The 17143-nt window shown below is 42.1% G+C and carries 18 protein-coding genes and 1 pseudogene; 16 read left to right on the top strand and 3 right to left on the bottom strand.

The window, feature by feature from the left end; genetic code table 11:
• The 7 genes and pseudogenes from HMPREF2764_RS10285 to HMPREF2764_RS06340 all read left to right on the top strand — a co-directional run.
• Positions 1-1415, top strand: a 1415-nt coding sequence (locus tag HMPREF2764_RS10285; protein ID WP_261673655.1) for a DUF1542 domain-containing protein, incomplete at its 5' end; no start/stop codon positions are given.
• 186 nt (positions 1416-1601) lie between these two features.
• Positions 1602-3323, top strand: a complete 1722-nt coding sequence (gene pabB, locus HMPREF2764_RS06365) for an aminodeoxychorismate synthase component I (protein ID WP_049502379.1) — start codon at positions 1602-1604, stop codon at positions 3321-3323.
• Positions 3324-3941: an alpha/beta fold hydrolase gene (locus HMPREF2764_RS06360; protein ID WP_070528079.1), complete on the top strand. Its 618-nt coding sequence runs from the start codon at positions 3324-3326 to the stop codon at positions 3939-3941.
• A gap of 49 nt (positions 3942-3990) precedes the next feature.
• A pseudogene (locus tag HMPREF2764_RS06355) lies at positions 3991-4677 on the top strand (excalibur calcium-binding domain-containing protein); the annotation flags it as partial.
• 117 nt (positions 4678-4794) lie between these two features.
• Complete coding sequence (locus HMPREF2764_RS06350; protein WP_070528075.1) at positions 4795-5754, top strand: ROK family glucokinase; 960 nt, start codon at positions 4795-4797, stop codon at positions 5752-5754.
• Between the two features lie 99 nt (positions 5755-5853).
• A complete protein-coding gene (locus HMPREF2764_RS06345; RefSeq protein ID WP_070528072.1) occupies positions 5854-6288 on the top strand; it encodes an HD domain-containing protein in 435 nt (144 codons plus the stop codon).
• Positions 6289-6340: 52 nt separating this feature from the next.
• The gene (locus HMPREF2764_RS06340) at positions 6341-7180 is read left to right on the top strand and encodes a thymidylate synthase (protein ID WP_070528069.1); all 840 of its coding nucleotides are present in this window, start codon (positions 6341-6343) and stop codon (positions 7178-7180) included.
• Between the two features lie 50 nt (positions 7181-7230).
• Here HMPREF2764_RS06340 and HMPREF2764_RS06335 read toward each other — a convergent pair whose 3' ends face one another.
• Positions 7231-7401, bottom strand: a complete 171-nt coding sequence (locus tag HMPREF2764_RS06335) for a DUF3042 family protein (protein ID WP_001051780.1) — start codon at positions 7399-7401, stop codon at positions 7231-7233.
• 120 nt (positions 7402-7521) lie between these two features.
• Here HMPREF2764_RS06335 and miaA point away from each other — a divergent pair, with 120 nt between their 5' ends.
• The 5 genes from miaA to HMPREF2764_RS06310 are packed head-to-tail and all read left to right on the top strand — an operon-like array spanning position 7522 to position 11973.
• Positions 7522-8406: a tRNA (adenosine(37)-N6)-dimethylallyltransferase MiaA gene (gene miaA, locus HMPREF2764_RS06330; RefSeq protein WP_070528065.1), complete on the top strand. Its 885-nt coding sequence runs from the start codon at positions 7522-7524 to the stop codon at positions 8404-8406.
• On the top strand, positions 8399-9637 hold the full coding sequence (hflX, locus tag HMPREF2764_RS06325) for a GTPase HflX (RefSeq protein WP_070528062.1): 1239 nt from the start codon (positions 8399-8401) through the stop codon (positions 9635-9637). The genes miaA and hflX overlap by 8 nt, the downstream gene beginning before the upstream one ends.
• Entirely contained in the window at positions 9630-10253 is a 624-nt protein-coding gene (locus tag HMPREF2764_RS06320) for a cystathionine beta-lyase (RefSeq protein ID WP_033685345.1), read from the top strand. Before hflX ends, HMPREF2764_RS06320 begins: the two co-directional genes overlap by 8 nt.
• 14 nt (positions 10254-10267) lie before the next feature.
• Positions 10268-11197 (top strand): ribonuclease Z, encoded by a 930-nt coding sequence (gene rnz / locus HMPREF2764_RS06315; RefSeq protein ID WP_033685344.1) that lies wholly within the window; start codon positions 10268-10270, stop codon positions 11195-11197.
• A 20-nt stretch (positions 11198-11217) separates the two neighbouring features.
• The gene (locus HMPREF2764_RS06310; RefSeq protein ID WP_033685343.1) at positions 11218-11973 is read left to right on the top strand and encodes an SDR family NAD(P)-dependent oxidoreductase; all 756 of its coding nucleotides are present in this window, start codon (positions 11218-11220) and stop codon (positions 11971-11973) included.
• A gap of 54 nt (positions 11974-12027) precedes the next feature.
• Here HMPREF2764_RS06310 and HMPREF2764_RS06305 read toward each other — a convergent pair whose 3' ends face one another.
• Positions 12028-12936, bottom strand: a complete 909-nt coding sequence (locus tag HMPREF2764_RS06305) for a LysR family transcriptional regulator (protein WP_070528091.1) — start codon at positions 12934-12936, stop codon at positions 12028-12030.
• Positions 12937-13038: 102 nt separating this feature from the next.
• Here HMPREF2764_RS06305 and HMPREF2764_RS06300 point away from each other — a divergent pair, with 102 nt between their 5' ends.
• A complete protein-coding gene (locus tag HMPREF2764_RS06300) occupies positions 13039-13269 on the top strand; it encodes a YqgQ family protein (protein WP_070528059.1) in 231 nt (76 codons plus the stop codon).
• Positions 13269-13652 (top strand): rhodanese-like domain-containing protein, encoded by a 384-nt coding sequence (locus tag HMPREF2764_RS06295; protein ID WP_000259257.1) that lies wholly within the window; start codon positions 13269-13271, stop codon positions 13650-13652. The genes HMPREF2764_RS06300 and HMPREF2764_RS06295 overlap by 1 nt, the downstream gene beginning before the upstream one ends.
• A 33-nt stretch (positions 13653-13685) precedes the next feature.
• On the opposite strand, the gene HMPREF2764_RS06290 is transcribed toward HMPREF2764_RS06295, so the two are convergent.
• Positions 13686-14411 carry a pseudouridine synthase gene (locus HMPREF2764_RS06290; RefSeq protein WP_070528055.1) on the bottom strand — a complete coding sequence of 242 codons (726 nt, stop codon included), beginning with the start codon at positions 14409-14411 and terminating at the stop codon, positions 13686-13688.
• Positions 14412-14570: 159 nt separating this feature from the next.
• Here HMPREF2764_RS06290 and typA point away from each other — a divergent pair, with 159 nt between their 5' ends.
• Both typA and HMPREF2764_RS06280 read left to right on the top strand, forming a co-directional pair.
• Positions 14571-16412 carry a translational GTPase TypA gene (gene typA / locus HMPREF2764_RS06285; protein ID WP_000164111.1) on the top strand — a complete coding sequence of 614 codons (1842 nt, stop codon included), beginning with the start codon at positions 14571-14573 and terminating at the stop codon, positions 16410-16412.
• Positions 16413-16431: 19 nt separating this feature from the next.
• A complete protein-coding gene (locus tag HMPREF2764_RS06280) occupies positions 16432-16686 on the top strand; it encodes a DUF3165 family protein (protein ID WP_000262671.1) in 255 nt (84 codons plus the stop codon).
• Positions 16687-17143: the final 457 nt, after the last annotated feature.

Below are 17143 nucleotides of genomic sequence, written 5' to 3'. Positions count from 1 at the left end.
CAGACGAAGAGAAAACTGCAGCCAAAGCAGACGCGAGAGCCAAAGCCGATGTAGCGAAAGAGGCAATCGATAACGCAACAACAAACGATGCAGTAACTCAAGCTAAAAATGTTGGAACAACATCAGTTGATTCAGTCAATCCAGACGGATTAGCGAAGTCAGAAGCTAAAAAATCCATCGAAGATGCTCTTAAAGCTAAGAACGACGAGATTGACGCACGTACAGACTTAACAGATGAAGAGAAAACTGCTGCTAAGTCAGAAGCAAAAGCTAAGGCCGACGCAGCAAAAGAAGTTATCGATAAAGCGACAACCAATGCAGAAGTTGACCAAGCAAAGTCAACTGGAATTGCAGAAGTCACTTCAGTAAATCCAGGTGCAGTGGCTAAGACAGAAGCTAAGCAAGCCATCGACGAAGCTCTGAAGGCTAAGAACGACGAAATCGACGCACGTACAGACTTAACAGATGAAGAGAAAGCTGCTGCTAAGTCAGAAGCAAAAGCTAAGGCTGACGCAGCAAAAGAAGCCATCGATAAAGCGACAACCAATGCTGAAGTCGACCAATCTAAGACTAACGGAACAAGAGAAGTCACTTCAATCAATCCAGCAGCAGTCGAGAAGACAGAAGCTAAGAAATCTATCGACGAAGTTCTCAAAGCTAAGACTGATGAAATCGATTCTCGTACAGACTTAACAGACGAAGAGAAAACCGCGGCTAAGGCTGAAGCGAAAGCTAGAGCAGATGCAGCGAAAGAAGTGATTGATAATGCGCCAACAAACGCAGCAGTCGACCAATCTAAGTCAACTGGAACAATGTCAGTAGACTCAGTCACTCCAACAGCGCAAGCAAAACCTGCAGCGAAGCAAGCAATAGATGATGCCCTAAAAGCTAAGAATGCTGAGATTGATGCTCGAACAGACTTAACAGACGAAGAGAAAACCGCGGCTAAGGCTGAAGCGAAAGCCAAAGCTGATGCAGCAAAAGCAGCCATCGATAATGCCACAACCAACTCAGAAGTCGACCAATCTAAGTCAACTGGTATTGAAGAAGTGAACTCAGTCAATCCGATTGCACAAATTAGACCGGCAGTTGGAGCAAGTGCTGGAGTTCATGTAAACTCAGCTAATCCAACTTCTAAAGAAAAACCACAGGAAAAACAAGCAATAGACCAAGTATTGAAAACTGATGAAGCCAAAGCTAAAGTGAAAGATAGTGTAGCATCTACTATCTCACAACTTGAAAATGAGAATCAGCAAGTAGCTACTAATCAGCGTGTAGTGACTAGAGAATTGCCAAATACAGGTACAACAGAATCCATAACAGCAATTGTTGCAGCAGCAGCTAGTGCGATACTTGGTTTTGGTCTTATTGCTCGTCGTCGAAAAGAAGATGAAGAAGATAAATTAGAAAATTAGTAACGATTTCTAAAGGTCGCAACTCTTTTTTGAGACTAAGTGGATAATATTATTCTTAAAACTCTCCTAGAGCAAAATAGCTACTAGGAGAGTTTTTTCTCTAATCAGAAGATACGTGACGGGACTAAAGCCGATCTCATCTGCTTTGCGGATGAGGGTTTTCTTATTTTGTGCTATACTTAAGGTATGCATAGAAAAACAGTGATTGATTTTAGGGCTTTAGGGGAGAGATACACCTTCACTCAGCCTATCAAAGAGTTAAAAACAAGAGATTTAGCGGAAGTAACAGCCTTGCTGGTACAAGTGGAAAACTACCAAAAGCAGGGCTACTATGTGGTGGGCTATGTCAGCTACGAGGCTGCACCTGCTTTTGAGGAAAAATTAGCAGTTCACAAGGCACCTTTATTGGACGAGTATTTGCTTTATTTTACTGTTCACGATAGGGTGGAGACATTTCCTATTCCCCTGACTTATGATGAGGTTGATTTGCCTTCAAATTGGCAGGAAGTGACGTCTGAAGCAGAATATGAAAAGGCGATTGCCCAGATTCACCATCATTTACGGCAGGGAGATACCTATCAGGTCAATTACACCGTCCAACTCAAGCAAGACTTAAGTGCCAATCCTTATGCCATCTACAATCGCATGGTGGTAGAACAGGAGGCGGGCTACAATGCCTATGTTGAACATGACGAGATGGCAGTGATATCCATGAGTCCAGAGCTCTTTTTTGAGCAGAATGGCCGCAAGTTGACAACGCGACCAATGAAGGGAACAACTCAGCGTGGCGTGACTGACCAAGAAGATCTTGAACAGGCTAGTTGGCTGGAGCAGGACCCCAAAAATCGCTCTGAGAACATGATGATTGTGGATCTCTTGCGCAATGATATGAACCGTATTTCTGAAGTGGGGAGTGAGCATGTGGAGCGTCTGTGTCAGGTAGAACAGTATTCTACTGTTTGGCAGATGACTTCGACCATCAAGAGTCAGTTACGAGAGGATGTTGACCTTGTTGAAATTTTCCGTTCTCTCTTTCCTTGTGGTTCCATAACGGGAGCACCGAAAATTGCGACTATGGAGATCATCAAGGACTTGGAGCCACAACCGCGCGGAGTCTACTGTGGAACGATTGGTCTCTTGCTTCCAAATGGACGACGGATTTTTAATGTGGCCATTCGGACCATTCAACTCTACAAGGGACAAGCTATCTATGGAGTTGGCGGAGGTATTACATGGGATAGCACTTGGGAATCTGAATACCAAGAGGTTCATCAAAAGGCGGCAGTCCTTTATCGTAAACAAGCTCGCTTCCAACTGATTACAACTGGAAAAATTAGCCAAAAACAACTGCTGTTTGAAGAGCAACATATAGAAAGACTGAGAAAAGCAAGTCGATATTTTGCATATCCTTTTGATGCAGAAGACTTGAAACAAAAGATAGCGGCGGAGTGTCAGGCTTGTGACGCTAGTCAAGATTATCGTCTACGAATCAGTCTCGACAAGTCTGGAGAGATAGAACTCAGTCTCCAAGTATTAGCACCCCTCAGTCCGACCTTCTGCCAAGCCAAACTTTGCCTGCAGGAAATGGATTTGAATCAAGTTTTTACCTACTTTAAAACGACTCATAGACCACATTTGACAGTGGGAAATCAGGAAATCATCTATCATACTGCTGCTGGAGAACTGCTTGAAACATCTATTGGAAATTTGGTTCTGAAAATCGCTGGAAAGCTCTATACACCGCCAGTCCGACTTGGCATCTTACCGGGAATTTATCGTCAGTATTTACTAGAAACAGGAAAAGTAGAAGAGAAAGTCTTGACCTTAAAAGACTTAGCCCAAGCAGAAGCTGCTTACGGCTGTAATGCAGTGAGAGGCTTATATGAATTAAGCCTAGAGGAGAACTAGATGAAACTGGTATTTTTACACGGTTTAGGGCAGTCAGCAGAGAGTTGGAAAGAAGTTCGGAATCAATTGACAGATTATCCTTCTGAGGCTATCGAGTTATTTCCTTCTGGAGTAAGTAGCTATCAAAAAGCCAAGGAGCGAGTATATCAGTACCTAGCTCAAGAGACCGAACCTTTTGTTTTGGTTGGATTGTCCTTAGGTGCTGCTCTGGCACTAGAACTTTCCAGTTACGATTTACCAAATCTCCGAGCTTTGGTTCTATCAGGATGTCCACTTAAACTGTCCGGTAATATCCTATTTTATCTTCAGTTGCTGATATTTAAATTGCTTCCCAAAAGGGTATTTGAAAAACAGGGGGCAGATAAGGCTCTTATGGTTGGTATTTCCGAAGAATTAAAAACACTTGATTTAAGGGAGATTGCAAAGACTTGCCCCTATCCAACCTTGCTAATTTGTGGTAGCAAAGATAAATCGAATCTTAGTTCTATGAGAAGTCTTCATAAACTAATATCAGAATCTCAATTTCAGATTATCCCAGACGGCCCTCATGTTTTGAATAAGGAAAAACCAAAGGAGTTTGTAGAAAAGACCAGAAGTTTCCTTGAATTGCTGAAATAAGTTTGATAAAATAATATTGAAATCGATAACATTCTTATAGGAGAAAGTAATGAACAAACGTCTATTTTTAAAAATGAGTCTGGCAACCTTGTCAGTTTTAGCCTTGTTTTCACAACCTGTGTTAGCAGAAGAAAACATCCATTTTTCTAGCTGTAAGGAAGCTTGGGCTAATGGCTATTCAGATCTTCATGAGGGAGACCCTGGTTATTCTGCCAAGTTAGACCGCGATCATGACGGTGTGGCTTGCGAATTGAAAAATGCCCCTAAGGGTGCTTTTAAAGCAAAACAAACGGCTACAACTCAAACTGATACAACTTCATCCACAGCAAGTGGTTGGGTTAAGCAGGACGGTTCTTGGTACTATTTTGATGGAAATGGAAATCCAGTGAAAAATGCTTGGCAGGGAAGCTATTACCTGAAAGCTGATGGTCAAATGGCACAGAGCGAATGGATTTATGACTCTTCTTATCAAGCTTGGTATTATTTGAAATCAGATGGTTCTTATGCAAAAAATGCATGGCAAGGAGATTATTACCTTAAATCAAACGGTAAAATGGCACAAGGTGAGTGGGTTTATGACTCTTCTTACCAAGCCTGGTATTACTTGAAATCAGATGGTTCTTATGCTCGCAATGCATGGAAAGGAAACTACTATTTGAAATCAGATGGTAAAATGGCTAAAAATGAGCGAGTTGATGGAGGCCGCTACTATGTAGATGCTTCAGGTCTATGGAAACCATAAGTAAGGATAAAATCTAGAAAGTTAATGCAAACCTTTGCATAAATGAGTGAATTTTGTTATACTAGTACTGTAAGCATTTTCAATTAATTCATAATGAAAAAGGAGAATATGATGAGTCAAAAGATTATTGGGATTGACCTTGGTGGAACTTCTATCAAATTTGCAATCTTGACAACAGCAGGAGAAATCCAAGAAAAATGGTCTATCAAGACCAACATTTTGGATGAGGGAAGTCATATCGTAGATGATATGATTGAGTCTATTCAACATCGTTTGGACTTGCTTGGATTGGTAGCAGCGGACTTCCAAGGTATTGGAATGGGGTCACCAGGTGTGGTTGACCGTGAAAAAGGAACTGTTATTGGTGCCTACAACCTCAACTGGAAAACCCTTCAACCAATTAAAGAGAAAATTGAAAAAGCCTTGGGCATTCCATTCTTCATCGATAATGATGCCAACGTGGCAGCTCTTGGTGAACGTTGGATGGGTGCTGGTGATAACCAACCAGATGTTGTCTTTATGACACTTGGTACTGGTGTTGGTGGCGGTATTGTCGCAGAAGGCAAATTACTTCACGGTGTTGCTGGTGCAGCAGGTGAGCTTGGCCACATCACTGTTGACTTTGACCAACCAATCGCATGTACTTGCGGTAAGAAAGGCTGCCTTGAGACAGTCGCTTCTGCAACAGGGATTGTCAACTTGACTCGTCGCTATGCTGATGAATACGAAGGCGATGCAGCCTTGAAACGTTTGATTGATAACGGAGAAGAAGTAACTGCTAAGACTGTCTTTGATCTTGCAAAAGAAGGAGACGACCTTGCCTTGATCGTTTACCGTAACTTCTCACGTTACTTGGGAATCGCTTGTGCCAACATCGGTTCAATCCTCAACCCATCAATAATCGTCATCGGTGGTGGTGTGTCAGCTGCGGGAGAATTCCTTCTACAAGGTGTTCAAAAAGTCTACGACGAAAATACCTTCCCACAAGTACGCACATCCACTAAATTAGCTCTTGCAACTCTAGGAAATGACGCTGGAGTTATCGGAGCAGCATCACTTGTATTGCAATAAAATAAAAATGACAGAGCTTGGTGATTCATCAGGCTCTTTTTCAAGATCATAATTGTAAATATAACTCTTAACTTTTTGATTTTAGAAAGGAGATTTTAAATGAATAAGTCAGAACAATCCATGTTTGAATTAGCTTTGTCCATCGCAAAAAAAGCACATGAGGGACAATATGATAAGGATGGAGTAGTTTATATCAAACACCCTCTTTTTGTAGCAAGTCTGGTCGATACGCAAGAAGAAAAGGCAGTCGCTCTATTGCACGATGTTCTTGAAGATAGCCCTTATACAGCAGAAGAACTAATATTGGCTGGTTTACCAGAGACTGTTGTTACTGCAGTGCAGGTACTGACCAAGAAAAAGGGACAAGATTATCAACAATATTTGGAACTTGTTAAATCGAATCCTATAGCACGTTGTGTCAAATTAGCAGATTTGAAACATAATTCAGATTTATCTAGACTAGCTACAATTACTGAAAAGGATCTGGAACGATTTGAAAAATACAAGAAAGCTATTGATTATCTGAGCATGTAGAAAAGCTTTTTTTATGCTATACTAGTTAGGACAATAAATGAGGTGAGAGTAAATGACAAAAGCAGATACGATTTTTAAAGAGAATATTGAACGAATCCTCAAAGACGGTGTCTTTTCTGAGCAAGCACGTCCCAAGTATAAGGATGGAACTGTTGCCAATTCCAAGTACGTAACGGGTGTTTTTGCAGAGTATGACTTGGCCAAGGGAGAATTTCCCATCACAACTTTACGTCCCATTGCCATCAAATCCGCCATCAAGGAAGTACTCTGGATTTACCAAGATCAGTCTAATAGCTTAGAAGTACTGAATGACAAGTACAATGTTCACTACTGGAATGACTGGGAAGTGGGGGATACAGGAACCATCGGTGAGCGCTATGGTGCCGTTGTTAAGAAACACGATATCATTAACAAGCTTCTCAAGCAGTTGGAAGCCAATCCTTGGAACCGCCGTAATATCATTTCGCTCTGGGATTATCAAGCTTTTGAAGAAACAGATGGGTTGCTCCCATGCGCCTTTCAGACTATGTTTGATGTCCGCCGTGTTGATGGTGAAATCTATCTGGATGCGACCTTGACCCAGCGCTCTAATGATATGCTGGTGGCCCACCACATCAATGCTATGCAGTATGTGGCTTTGCAGATGATGATTGCCAAACATTTTGGCTGGAAGGTTGGAAAGTTCTTCTACTTTATCAACAATCTCCATATCTATGATAATCAATTTGAACAAGCTCAGGAATTGCTCCGTCGTGAGCCGTCGAACTGCCAACCACGATTGGTTTTGAATGTGCCAGATGGGACTAATTTCTTTGATATCAAAGCGGAAGACTTTGAGTTGGTGGATTATGACCCTGTCAAGCCACAGTTGAAGTTTGACCTAGCTATTTAAAAGAATAGAAAAAAGAAGTTGAGACAATGAATCCCAACTTCTTTTGTTTCTTAACGTGATACGCGACGACGAGCTGCTTTTTTACGGTTTTCTTCGATGAAAGCTGCTTTTTGCTCTTCTGGTTCAATCACTTTCTTTTTAAATGCGTATACTGCACCTGCAACTGCAGCGACAGTTCCTGCGACACCTGTTACAAGACCTTTAGCAAATCCTTTAGCCATGAGTCTTCCTCCTTTATCTTCTTAATCAGCCAGCCTCCTCAAGAGGTCACATTTTTCTGACTGACCTTTTTGTGTTATAATAATAGTAACGAAAAAATGGGAATTTTTCAAGGAAAAAAGATGAAAACAAAAATAATTGTGATCGTTGGACCGACTGCTGTTGGAAAAACAGCCCTTGCCATTGAAGTTGCAAAGCGTTTTAATGGCGAAGTGGTTAGCGGTGATAGTCAGCAGGTTTACCGAGGTCTAGATATTGGGACGGCTAAGGCTAGTCCAGAGGAGCAGGCAGCTGTTCCCCATCATTTAATCGATGTTAGAGAGGTAACCGAGTCTTACTCGGCTTTTGATTTTGTTTCAGAAGCTAAGATAGCTATTGAGGATATTCACAGCCGTGGCAAGCTAGCCATTATAGCTGGTGGAACTGGGCTTTATATCCAGAGCTTGTTGGAAGGCTACCATCTGGGTGGAGAGACCCCTCATGAGGAGATTTTAGCTTATCGGGCTAGCTTGGAGCCTTATACAGATGAGGAATTAGCTTATCTTGTGGAGCAAGCAGGCCTTGAAATTCCTCAGTTTAATCGTCGTCGTGCTATGCGTGCCTTGGAAATTGCCCATTTGGGTCAGGATTTGGAAAATCAAGAGACCTTGTATGAGCCGCTGATTATCTGCTTGGATGATGAACGTAGTCAACTTTATGAGCGTATCAACCACCGAGTTGATTTGATGTTTGAAGCTGGACTTTTGGATGAGGCCAAGTGGCTTTTTGACCATTACCCGGATGTGCAGGCTGCCAAAGGAATTGGCTATAAGGAACTTTTTCCTTATTTCCGTGGAGAGCAGACTTTGGAGGAAGCTAGTGAGAGTCTTAAACAGGCGACTCGTCGTTTTGCCAAGCGTCAGCTGACCTGGTTCCGTAATCGCATGCAGGTCACCTTTTATCAGATTGGAGAAGCTGGTGTGCAAGACCGCATTTTAAGCCAGATAGAGGAGTTTTTAGATGATTGATACGGAGAAAAAAGAGGAACGCGTCCTGCTCATCGGTGTGGAATTGCAGGGCATGGACAATTTTGACCTCTCCATGGAAGAATTGGCCAGTCTAGCTAAGACAGCTGGGGCAGTCGTTGTAGATAGCTACAGACAAAAACGTGAGAAATATGATTCTAAGACCTTCGTCGGCTCGGGTAAGTTAGAAGAGATTGCGCTCATGGTGGATGCAGAAGAGATTACCACTGTCATTGTCAACAACCGTTTAACTCCACGACAAAATGTCAATCTAGAGGAAGTTCTGGGTGTTAAGGTCATTGACCGTATGCAGTTGATTTTGGATATCTTTGCCATGCGAGCTCGAAGCCATGAAGGGAAGCTCCAAGTCCACCTAGCCCAGCTCAAATATCTCTTGCCGCGCTTGGTTGGTCAGGGAATTATGCTCAGCCGTCAGGCAGGGGGAATTGGTTCCCGTGGGCCTGGTGAAAGCCAGCTGGAACTGAACCGTCGTAGTGTACGTAATCAAATCACAGATATCGAGCGCCAGCTCAAGGTGGTTGAGAAAAATCGGGCGACTGTCAGAGAAAAACGTTTGGAGTCAAGCACCTTTAAGATTGGTTTGATTGGTTATACCAATGCTGGGAAATCAACCATCATGAACACCTTGACTAGTAAGACCCAGTATGAAGCGGACGAGCTGTTTGCGACTTTGGATGCGACGACTAAAAGTATCCATCTGGGAGGCAATCTTCAGGTTACCTTAACTGATACGGTTGGATTTATCCAAGATTTGCCGACAGAGTTGGTGTCCAGTTTTAAGTCAACCTTAGAAGAAAGCAAGCATGTGGACCTTCTGGTTCATGTGATCGATGCCAGCAATCCTTACCATGAGGAGCATGAAAAAACAGTCTTGTCCATCATGAAAGACTTGGACATGGAAGATATTCCTCGCCTGACCCTTTATAATAAGGCGGATTTGGTGGAGAATTTCACGCCTACCCAAACGCCATACGCCCTCATTTCTGCAAAGTCTGAAGATAGTCGTGAAAACTTGCAGGCTTTGTTTTTAGAGAAAATCAAGGATATTTTTGAGAGATTTACCCTACGCGTGCCTTTTTCTAAGTCCTACAAGATTCATGATTTAGAAAGTGTTGCAATTCTGGAAGAACGTGATTATCAAGATGACGGGGAAGTGATTACAGGCTACATTTCTGAGAAAAATAAATGGAGGTTAGAAGAATTTTATGACTGATATTAAAACGTTGGCTCTAAAGTATGGAGGTTATACAAGTCTGGATAAGGTCTTTCTGGATCAGCTTCTAGCTGGTAAAACAGAACAGGAGCAGTTGGCCCTTATCACGCCTCCGCCAAGTGTGGTCAATGCCTATTTTGCAGAACTCTACCAGAAAAAGAGTCCTGAGGCTGCGACGGATTATTTTGCGGAACTCAGTCAGGAACTGAATCTTTACAATACTGAGCCGAGTTTCACCCTAGAAAACAAGCCTTTTATTCGGCTTAATCTGTCTGGCAAATCCTTTGGTTTTTGCTATGAGAGTGAGGGTCTTGGTCGGATTTTCTCTGAAAATGAAGAGGTAATCTCAGATGACTTGCTCTTTGAGATTGCGCAAATTTTCCCCCATCAACTAGTTTTTGAAGAGTCTGAAAAGATTTACATGAAGCCTGTCGGAGATGAGGAAGTTGTTAGCGTGGAGAGTCTCACAGCTTTGACGGATTTGGAAAGTTTGGCAGATGGTCGCAAACGTCTCAAAGGCTACAGTCAAGAGGATTTACTGCAAGAAGCTGCTACTTTTTCTGGCAAGCGCTATTTCCGATCGGAAAACCGCACAGCCATGTTATATATTGATTAATTAGAAAGTATCGAATGGATATTCAATTTTTAGGAACGGGGGCTGGTCAGCCCTCTAAAGCCCGCAACGTATCAAGTCTTGCCCTGAAACTTTTGGATGAGATTAACGAAGTTTGGCTCTTTGACTGTGGAGAAGGAACGCAAAATCGCATTCTGGAAACCACAATTCGACCACGCAAGGTCAGCAAAATCTTTATCACTCACCTGCATGGAGACCATATCTTTGGCTTGCCAGGATTCCTTTCTAGCCGCGCTTTTCAAGCTAATGAAGAGCAGACAGATTTGGAAATCTATGGACCTCAAGGAATCAAGTCATTTGTCTTAACTAGTCTTCGTGTGTCGGGTTCTCGCCTGCCCTACCGCATTCATTTTCATGAGTTTGACCAAGATTCGCTAGGTAAAATTCTTGAGACCGATAAATTTACTGTGTATGCAGAGGAGCTGGACCACACTATTTTCTGTGTTGGTTACCGTGTCATGCAAAAGGACCTGGAAGGAACGCTGGATGCTGAAAAACTCAAGGCAGCTGGTGTCCCATTTGGCCCACTTTTTGGAAAAATCAAAAACGGTCAGGATGTTGTTCTTGAGGACGGTACTGAAATCAAGGCAGCAGACTATATCTCAGCTCCTCGTCCAGGTAAAATTATCACTATTCTTGGTGATACCCGTAAAACTAGTGCAAGTGTTCGTCTGGCTGTCAATGCTGATGTCTTGGTCCATGAATCAACTTATGGCAAAGGCGATGAGAAAATTGCCCGTAATCATGGACACTCAACCAATATGCAGGCGGCGGAGGTAGCAGTAGAAGCAGGTGCTAAACGACTCCTGCTCAATCATATCAGTGCTCGCTTCCTCTCAAAAGATATCAGTAAGCTTAAGAAAGATGCTGCTAGTGTTTTTGAAAATGTGCATGTAGTCAAGGATTTGGAAGAAGTGGAAATCTAACAGATTGAGAAAGGATAAGTATGCCTACTATTCTGATTACCGGAGCTAGCGGTGATCTAGCCCAAGAAATGGTCAAACTTTTACCAGAAGACCAGCTCATCTTGCTTGGTCGAGATAGGGAAAAATTAGCTCAACTCTACGGAAATCATCCCCATGCAGAATTGATTGAAATAGACATTACCGATGATTCAGCCTTAGAATCTCTGGTAACTGATCTCTATCTCCGTTATGGCAAGATTGATGTCTTGATTAACAACGCTGGTTACGGGATTTTTGAGGAATTTGACCAGATTTCTGACCAAGATATTCACCAGATGTTTGAGGTCAATACCTTTGCTTTGATGAATTTATCTCGTCGCCTTGCTGCTCGTATGAAGGAAAGCCGAAAAGGCCATATTATCAATATCGTCAGCATGGCAGGTCTAATTGCTACTGGCAAGTCCAGCCTTTACTCAGCGACCAAATTTGCAGCTATTGGTTTTTCAAATGCTCTTCGCCTAGAACTCATGTCCTACGGTGTTTATGTGACGACGATCAATCCAGGGCCAATCCGCACAGGATTTTTTGACCAGGCTGACCCAGATGGTACCTATCTCAAGTCTGTTGACCGCTTCCTTTTAGAGGCAGATGTAGTGGCTAAAAAGATTGTTAAGTGTATAGGAAAAAACAAACGAGAACTAAATCTCCCAGTCTTGTTGAACTTGGCCCACAAATTTTATACCCTCTTTCCCAAGCTAGCTGATAAGTTGGCAGGGGAGACTTTTAATTATAAATAAAAAAGAACCAATGCGTAGGTTGTTGCTAGCCTACATATTGGTTCTTATCATTTGTCAACTATCAAACTGGACTTCTTCTAGTAGATAGTCGATAAAGCGTTCGCCCATCTTAGATAGGCTGGTTTTTTCATGTTGGATATAGACCAGCTCAATTGGGTCATCAATGTCCAGAGGGATGGAAACGATGTTGTCTCCATTGAGGTTGCTGTTCAAAATCCCCGTCGCAATGGTGTAACCATCTAAACCAATCAAGAGATTAAAGAGGGTAGCACGGTCGCTGACTACGATAGATTTTTTGTGGTATTCCTGCGAGAGAATCTCTTCTGAAAAGTAGAAGGAGTTATGAGTTCCTTGGTCATAGCTGAGGTAAGGGAAGTTATCCAAGTCTTCTAGTTTGACCTTGTCTTTCTTTGCTAGAGGATTGGTCTTGCTGACAAAGATATGCGGTTGGGCGGTAAAGAGATGATGAGCCAGGAGGTGGTTGTCATCCAGCATTTTCGTTAAAACATCACGGTTGTAGCTGTTAAAAAATAGGACACCGACCTCACTACGGAAGTTCTTGACGTCGTCTATAATCTCCCAAGTCCGAGTTTCACGAAGGAAAAGCTCGTATTTCTCCATATCGCTTTTCTTGAGTAGAGAGACAAAGGCATTGACCACAAAGGCATAGTGTTGAGACGAAACGCTAAAGAGTTCGCGGTGGGCAACAGGATTTTTATAACGTTCCTCCAAAAGCTGGGTTTGCTCGACAACCTGACGGGCATAAGAGAGGAACTCCATCCCATCACGAGTCAAGGTGATGCCCTTAGGATTGCGGATAAAGATCTCAATGCCCATTTCATTTTCCAAATCTCTCACAGCGTTGGAAAGACTCGGTTGAGTGATAAAGAGTTGCTTGGCCGCCTCATTCATGGAGCCAGTTTCGACGATTTTGATAATATAATGTAATTGTTGAATTCTCATGTTTTTATTGTACCACACTTGCGTCAGAATCGCCAAAGAAGATAGGAAAATCAGGGACATTGTATGAGTCTCTTCTTGAAAAAAACATAAAATTTTGCTAGAATGAGTCTTATGAAAACATTCTATGATGTGCAGCAATTCCTCAAACGATTTGGTATTATTGTTTACATGGGAAAACGCTTATATGATATTGAACTGATGAAGTTGGAACTCTCTCGGATTTACGATGCAGGGTTGATGGACAAATTAGACTATCTAGAAGCAGAAGCGGTTCTTCGCAGAGAGCACAAGGTAGAATTGGATTATATTGAGAAAAATGGAGAAATGAACTAATGGTTACTTGGATTTTGTGGGCACTTATACTGGCAATGTTGGCGTGGATGGGTTTTAACTATCTTCGTATTCGCCGTGCGGCTAAAATCGTAGACAATGAGGAGTTTGAAGCCTTGATTCGTACAGGTCAATTGATTGATTTGCGTGATCCAGCTGAATTCCACAGAAAACATATCCTTGGGGCTCGCAATATTCCTTCAAGTCAGTTGAAAACTAGTCTTGCAGCCCTTCGTAAAGACAAACCTGTCCTTCTTTACGAAAATCAACGTGCGCAACGAGTTACAAATGCAGCCCTTTACTTGAAAAAACAAGGTTTTTCTGAGATTTATATCCTTTCTTATGGACTGGATTCTTGGAAAGGGAAAGTCAAAGTTGAGAAATAAGAAAACGAGCTTGGATGTTTCCGAGCTCATTTTTTAACCACTTTTTCTGAGAAATTCACGAATGTTTGCTAATTCTTGGGAGTTTAGGGGGCGAAAGTCTCCCTCTTGAAGATTATCATCCAAGCCCCAAGGTCCAAAATGGGTACGCTTGAGGGAAGTCACCTTGACACCAACCGAGAGGAACATTTTCTTGACTTGATGAAATTTTCCTTCTGAAATGGTGATGGTAGCTTTGCTGCTGCCTAGACTTGAAGATAGGATCTCTAGTTGAGCGGGTTTGCAGACAGTTCCATCAAGAAAGATAATCCCATCTTTGAACTGTTGGATGTGGTTGGATGAGAGCGGTCCATTGACCTCAACCTGGTAAGTTTTATCCACATGATATTTAGGGTGGAGGAGTTGAAAACCTAGAGGACCATTATCCGTTAATAGGAGAAGTCCTGTCGTATCTCGATCCAGACGACCAATGGCGTAGAGTTGCTCTGACTGGAGATGCTTGGGCAGTAGGTCCATGACGGTTTGGAGTTCCTTGTCTTTGTTGGCTGTAACGACACCAGCAGGCTTATGAAGCATAAGATAGGTGTGCTCATAACATCGAATGATTCGGTCTTGAAAAAGAAGTTCTTGTAGACCTGTATCGATATTCTGAGCTAGGGAGCGGGCTGGGCAACCATCTACTAGAATTTCCCCTTTGAGTAAGGCTTGTTTCATGGCCTTACGGCTAACTTTTTCTTGGGCTAATAAATTATCTAAACGCATACTGTGCCTATCTTATCATAAGTCGCTTGCTTTGAAAAGGCTTGACGTGAAAAGAAAAGCAGAGTGAAAACATTTACACTTGCTTGAGTTATGTTATTTACTTGAAATTATGGTATAATCGTTCAGTTAGAAATAAAAATTTAAATATTAGAGGAAATCATGACAAAATTAAGAGAAGATATCCGTAACATTGCGATTATCGCCCACGTTGACCACGGGAAAACAACCCTCGTTGACGAATTATTGAAACAATCTGAAACTCTTGATGCACGTACTGAATTGGCAGAGCGTGCTATGGACTCAAATGATATCGAAAAAGAGCGTGGAATTACCATCCTTGCGAAAAACACTGCCGTTGCTTACAACGGAACTCGTATCAACATCATGGACACACCAGGACACGCGGACTTCGGTGGAGAAGTTGAGCGTATCATGAAAATGGTTGACGGTGTTGTCTTGGTCGTGGATGCCTACGAAGGAACCATGCCACAAACTCGTTTCGTATTGAAAAAAGCCCTGGAACAAGACCTTGTTCCAATCGTGGTTGTTAATAAAATCGATAAACCATCAGCTCGTCCAGCAGAAGTAGTGGACGAAGTATTGGAACTTTTCATCGAGCTTGGTGCAGATGATGACCAGCTTGACTTCCCAGTGGTGTATGCTTCAGCTATCAACGGAACTTCTTCATTGTCAGATGATCCAGCTGACCAAGAAGCTACTATGGCACCAATCTTTGACACAATCATCGACCACATCCCAGCTCCAGTAGACAACTCAGATGAGCCTTTGCAATTCCAAGTGTCACTTTTGGACTACAATGACTTCGTTGGACGTATCGGTATCGGTCGTGTCTTCCGTGGTACGGTTAAGGTTGGGGATCAAGTTACCCTTTCTAAACTAGATGGTACAACTAAAAACTTCCGTGTTACAAAACTCTTCGGTTTCTTTGGTTTGGAACGTCGTGAAATCCAAGAAGCCAAAGCAGGTGATTTGATTGCCGTTTCAGGTATGGAAGACATCTTTGTCGGTGAAACCATCACTCCAACAGACGCAGTTGAAGCTCTTCCAATCCTACACATCGATGAACCAACTCTTCAAATGACTTTCTTGGTAAACAACTCACCATTTGCTGGTAAAGAAGGTAAATGGGTAACTTCTCGTAAGGTAGAAGAACGCTTGCAGGCAGAATTGCAAACAGACGTTTCCCTTCGTGTTGACCCAACGGATTCACCAGATAAATGGACTGTTTCAGGACGTGGAGAATTGCACTTGTCAATCCTTATCGAAACAATGCGTCGTGAAGGATATGAACTTCAAGTATCTCGTCCAGAAGTTATCGTAAAAGAAATTGACGGTGTTAAATGTGAGCCATTTGAACGTGTTCAAATCGATACTCCAGAAGAATACCAAGGGTCTGTTATCCAAAGCCTTTCTGAACGTAAGGGTGAAATGTTGGATATGATTTCAACTGGTAATGGTCAAACTCGTTTGGTCTTCCTTGTTCCAGCGCGTGGTTTGATTGGATACTCAACTGAGTTCTTATCAATGACTCGTGGTTACGGTATCATGAACCATACCTTCGATCAATACTTGCCATTGATTCCAGGCGAAATTGGTGGTCGTCACCGTGGTGCCCTTGTTTCTATCGATGCTGGTAAGGCTACAACTTACTCAATCATGTCTATCGAAGAACGTGGTACGATCTTTGTCAACCCAGGTACTGAGGTTTACGAAGGAATGATCATCGGTGAAAATTCTCGTGAAAATGACTTGACAGTTAACATCACTAAAGCAAAACAAATGACCAACGTCCGTTCAGCTACTAAGGACCAAACAGCTGTGATCAAGACACCTCGTATCTTGACACTTGAAGAGTCTCTTGAGTTCTTGAACGACGATGAGTACATGGAAGTAACGCCTGAGTCTATCCGTTTGCGTAAACAAATCCTTAACAAGGCAGAGCGTGAGAAAGCTAACAAGAAGAAAAAATCAGCTGAATAAGAGCTAGAAAGAGATAAAGATGGTTTATTTAATCATAGGACTCCTCTTATTACTACTCTATGTATTTGCGACACCAGAAAGCATTAAAGGGACAGTCAATATCGTCCTTGTCGTCTTTGCTTTCGTAGCACTTTTGATTTTGCTTATGCTGTCTGTTCTGCAAATCTTTCAGCTACCGACAGAATTCTTCATCGCAATTGCTATGCTCTTCCTAGCATACTTTAGCTTGCGAGATATTACCCTCATGTCGGTCCATAAAAGTAAAAGAAGATAAAAAGAGAGTTTCGGCTCTCTTTTTTTGTAGAAATTTTACAATAGTTTGAATTGCCTTTTATACTCAATGAAAATCAAAGAGCAAACTAGGAAGCTAGCCGCAGGTTGCTCAAAGCACAGCTTTGAGGTTGCAGATAAAGCTGACGTGGTTTGAAGAGTATTACTATAACATCATCTATTTTACTCAGATAATATGAATGGGGAAAGCTTGAATAAAAACCGCTAGCGATATCTATTTTTAAGGGAACTGTAAAATTTCATTACTAATGATATCTTAGTAAAATATGTTGACAGGTTATATAGAAAGTGATATATTTATGTCATAAGAAACCGATTTCAAAATAAGAGAGGATTACATTTGTTGTCTTGGTGCTCAGGGTGTGATGGATTAAACTAGGGAAATAATTCTAAGGATTTATAAAAGATAATACTCAATGAAAATCAAAGAGCAAACTAGG

The organism is Streptococcus sp. HMSC073F11 (assembly GCF_001810785.1).
Classification (GTDB): domain Bacteria; phylum Bacillota; class Bacilli; order Lactobacillales; family Streptococcaceae; genus Streptococcus.
The sequence above is the reverse complement of the archived record's forward strand: the minus strand, read 5'-3'. Positions and strand labels throughout refer to the sequence as shown.